Raw genomic sequence first — 3,966 nt, 5'->3', positions numbered from 1 at the left:
TGGGCTTGGGAAGCCAAGTCGTAAATATGGTGTAGACCTGAAAATGGAAAAAACAGGTGAGCAGACCTATGCAAGTTATATTGCAAAATGGGGCTTAGCTTCTGAGCTGACTCAATCACATATGAAGATCGGTAAAAAAAATATGTCGAGTTTGACCATGTGGGAAGTATTAGACTTGGCACAAATGGAAGTAAGTACATCTGATAAGTACAGCCGAATTTTTAGGACATATGCGAAGGCATTTAAAGGCGCAAGACAGATAAGACCAAGTAATGGTTTGCTTGAATTATTGGGATTAAAAAATTTAGAAGAAGATGAAGATTTGGCTAATCAACAAGAAGAAGAATCTAGCCAGGTCTATGATGCATTTGCTTTAAGTTCACAAGACTGGTGGACTATTTGTTATCACAAAAAACGTGTCGAGTTTCTTGAACTCGTGGAATCCGATTTTGAAAAAAATGGGATTCAGACCGACTTAAAATCCGCGAAGGATTTTCTGTTCGGGCTTAAAAACGCATCGCGTTTTTCGAGGGGTCGAGGGGAGAAATCTCCCCCGCTCATGGAATAATTTGAAAACGTAGTTTTAAAATTGTGTAGTGAGTACACATTCCGCTTCGCTAATGTTTTTCCCTGTGGCACACTAGGGGAAAACTAGCGATAGGATGTGTTATATGAGTAAAGTAATTCTTAGAACAGGAAAACTGAAAACAATCGGCAATATTGCTTCATCTTTGAGCCACAACTATCGCACTAGACCAACGCCGAATGCTGACCCCTCTCGGACTGCTAATAACCAACATGATTTAAAAACAGCAGGACAGGTTTTAGATGGTATTAAAAATCGACTTCCTGAAAAAACACGTTCAAACGCTGTCTTATGTGTTGAATATTTAATAACGATGTCTCCAGATTGGTCGGGTTTGGGGACAGAGAGGGAGGCAGATTTTTTTAAAACGTCAGTTGAATGGTTAAAACAAAAACATGGTGCTGAAAATGTTATTAGTACCTCGATCCACCGTGATGAAACTACTCCGCACCTTGTTGCATATGTTGTGCCCATTGATTCACAGGGTAAATTGAATGCTAGGGAGTTTTTAGGGGGTAGGGCAAAACTATCAAAAATGCAGACTGATTTTCACAATGAGGTTAAGCATTTAGGACTTGAAAGAGGGTTAGAGGGGAGTAAGGCAGAACATACAACGATTAGAGAATTTTATGCTGAAATTCAAAAGCCTGATGATAAAAAATATTTAATTCAAAAACCACCTTTAAAAACAGTTACTTATAATGAATCTACTATTCATGCACTGGATGGAAAATCATTAAAGGATGAAAAGATACAGAAGTATTTTGGAAGTCTTTTTGATGAGCAGCATGAATACTATCAAAAGCAGTCTTTAAAAGCCCAAGAAGCCCTATCTGTAAAGCTTTCAGAGCAAATTATTAAGACAGAGAAAGAGGCAGAAGCCCATAGAAATGCAGTAAAACAGATAAAAAAATTAGAAAAAAAGATTGATAAAATGCTTGATGAGTTTTCTCAAATTATTGAATTTAAAGAGCTTTTTCCAAATGATTACAAGGAAATAGAACAGAGCTTAAAAGATCGAATACAAGATCATAAAAATCAATTGATTAGAAAAAGGGAAGAGGATGCACGATTTGAAGCGCAATTAAGGGCGCACCGTGAACAGTTAGCAAAAGAGCAGGAACGACAACAGGCAATAGAATTTAGGAAGACACTAGAAAATGATCGTAGAACGCAAATAGAGGCTGATAGAGCGCATTTACGCAATAAAGTTGGTGAATGTACTGCCGAAACTGAAAAACTGGCTTATAGCGCAATACAGAGCAAATTAGAGGGTGTTGTTAGAGATGGTTCTAACTATGCTGCATTGCTCGATAACAATGAGCCGAAAACCAACCCATACGCTGAGATACTTAGGCTAATGGATGATAGAGAAGCATATGATTTTAAAAAGAAATTAGAAATTATTTTGAATCAATGTGCAGAATCAAAGAATAAGGACTATGACGACACTTTCAACGGCTGGGGAACAAAACCAAGTTACTATGATAATTTTGATTCATCAGCAAAATATATTTTTGCAATTCAAAGTATTATAGATGATCAGGTACAAGAGGGTGGTGCATGGGCTTATGAAAAAGCGAATGAGGTAAAACGCGCTTTAAGTGATGTTTTGGTGGGTAAGTGTAAGAATGAATATGATGTCCTTTTGAGTGATGAGCAAACTAAGGAAAGACAGCGAAAATATGATGAACAGGTGGAACTATCTAACAAAAATCAAATAGATAAAGGTGTTCATTTTGAGCAAGAAAAGAAAAAAGGAAATGATTTTGAGATGTAGGTTTTGATTAAAAGGAAGTCTGAATTTGCTTGATGTGGCACTGATCCCACTCCATGCTCGCGTGGTGGTATAATAAGACTTGTATAAATTATTAATTTTGTTGGTAAAGATGCAGCTAAATGACTTAAAACGCAAAATACTTGAGATTGCTAATGCTCAATATCCTAGAGTTGCTTTAATAGAGGTTGAGGATAATAAAATTGTTAGCCTATCTGAGTATGAAATTGATGATGTGATAAAAGCTTTAAAAGAGCTTCAAGATAATAATTTTATTGTGAATGCTATAAGTATTAGTGTTGATCAAATTGTGTCTTTTGGTCATTTAGAAATAACTTCAAGAGGTCGAAATCTTTTAAACAGTTAATTGAAATTTTAGGTGAACGAGTGTCTACGAGTGGCACAAATATCATCCGATTTAAGATGCTTTTTCCCTGATTACAAGCTCCCTTTTGATTTCAAACGGGAGTAACAGAGCATCCCAACGGGTGCGAATAACTTAGAAAACAATGGCTTAGATATTTAACTAGAGTAAATATTTAGTGTAATTTTTACTTTAAAATCAGATATTTGAATAACAGAAATATTTAAGTTATATTACTTTTAGTTTTTTACAGACCAAAAAAAAGCCCCATATCTTGGCGGATCAGGCTTTTGATTGGCTACTTTCAGCGGCTTGAGGTGCTGATTTCACAATGTATACGGACAGTATAAAGGTGATTTCCCTCTCCATCAAGCCTGATTATAGGCTTGAGCATGCTAAACAATCTAAACGATCAAAACCTACCTTCCTCTACTAACAGCGCTCTAGCGTCATTTGGTGGCGTTCCTGCATCCAAAAAAAGTCGCCTTGGAACAATTACTAAATTCTGTTCCACCCAGTCACAGCAAGGGTTACAGCAAGACGATACCAAGTACAAAGAATACAGAAAACAAACCGAGCAGTTAAAAGAGAAAGCTGGGCAGATCCTCTATACCCCGAATGCAGAAAAACAGGAATTCCGTGTCTGTAACTGCGGAAAATTACGTATTGATAAGGAATTACCTGTCGATGTTCGTTATGACGCTGATAAAAATCGGGCTTCTTTCGGAAATCTTCAATATTGTGGCAGCGTTTGGACGTGTCCGGATTGCTCAAAAAAAGTGAGTTTGGCAAAAAAAGAATTAGTGGCTAAAGCGGTAACTTCAGCTAACGTAAAAGGTATGCATGTAGCAATGCTGACGCTGACTATTCCTCACTATCTTGGTGATGATCTGAAAGACTTATTGAGCAAGATGAAAAAGGCTAAAAATTACTTGTTCACAAATAGAAATAGTCGGGAATGGTTTGCAGACCAGTTCCCTGTAGTCGGTGAGATCACGGCAACAGAGGTCAAATATTCAGATAGAAATGGCTTTCACCCCCACCTGCATATACTGCTGTTTTTAGATCGTGAATATCAGAAAGAAGATATAGCAAGAATTGAGGATGAGATTTACGAGTTCTGGGCTGAGAAGTGTGTCAAACGTGGGCTTGGGAAGCCAAGTCGTAAATATGGTGTAGACCTGAAAATGGAAAAAACAGGTGAGCAGACCTATGCAAGTTATATTGCAAAATGGGGCT

General features: G+C 37.2%; 3 protein-coding genes and 1 pseudogene. All 4 read left to right on the top strand.

What is annotated here, in order from left to right; genetic code table 11:
• A pseudogene (locus F957_RS03110) lies at positions 1-568 on the top strand (protein rep); the annotation flags it as partial.
• A 103-nt stretch (positions 569-671) separates the two neighbouring features.
• Complete coding sequence (gene mobV, locus F957_RS03115) at positions 672-2,366, top strand: MobV family relaxase (RefSeq protein WP_016660567.1); 1,695 nt, start codon at positions 672-674, stop codon at positions 2,364-2,366.
• A 79-nt stretch (positions 2,367-2,445) separates the two neighbouring features.
• The gene (locus F957_RS03120; protein ID WP_235716454.1) at positions 2,446-2,730 is read left to right on the top strand and encodes a hypothetical protein; all 285 of its coding nucleotides are present in this window, start codon (positions 2,446-2,448) and stop codon (positions 2,728-2,730) included.
• A 389-nt stretch (positions 2,731-3,119) separates the two neighbouring features.
• Positions 3,120-3,966: protein rep (locus F957_RS03125; protein ID WP_016660566.1), on the top strand; the 847-nt coding region annotated here is incomplete at its 3' end.

It is taken from the genome of Acinetobacter gyllenbergii CIP 110306 = MTCC 11365, assembly GCF_000413855.1.
GTDB classification, from domain to species: Bacteria; Pseudomonadota; Gammaproteobacteria; order Pseudomonadales; family Moraxellaceae; genus Acinetobacter; species Acinetobacter gyllenbergii.
Note: the sequence above shows the minus strand (reverse complement) of the source record. Positions and strands in the feature narration are given on the sequence as shown.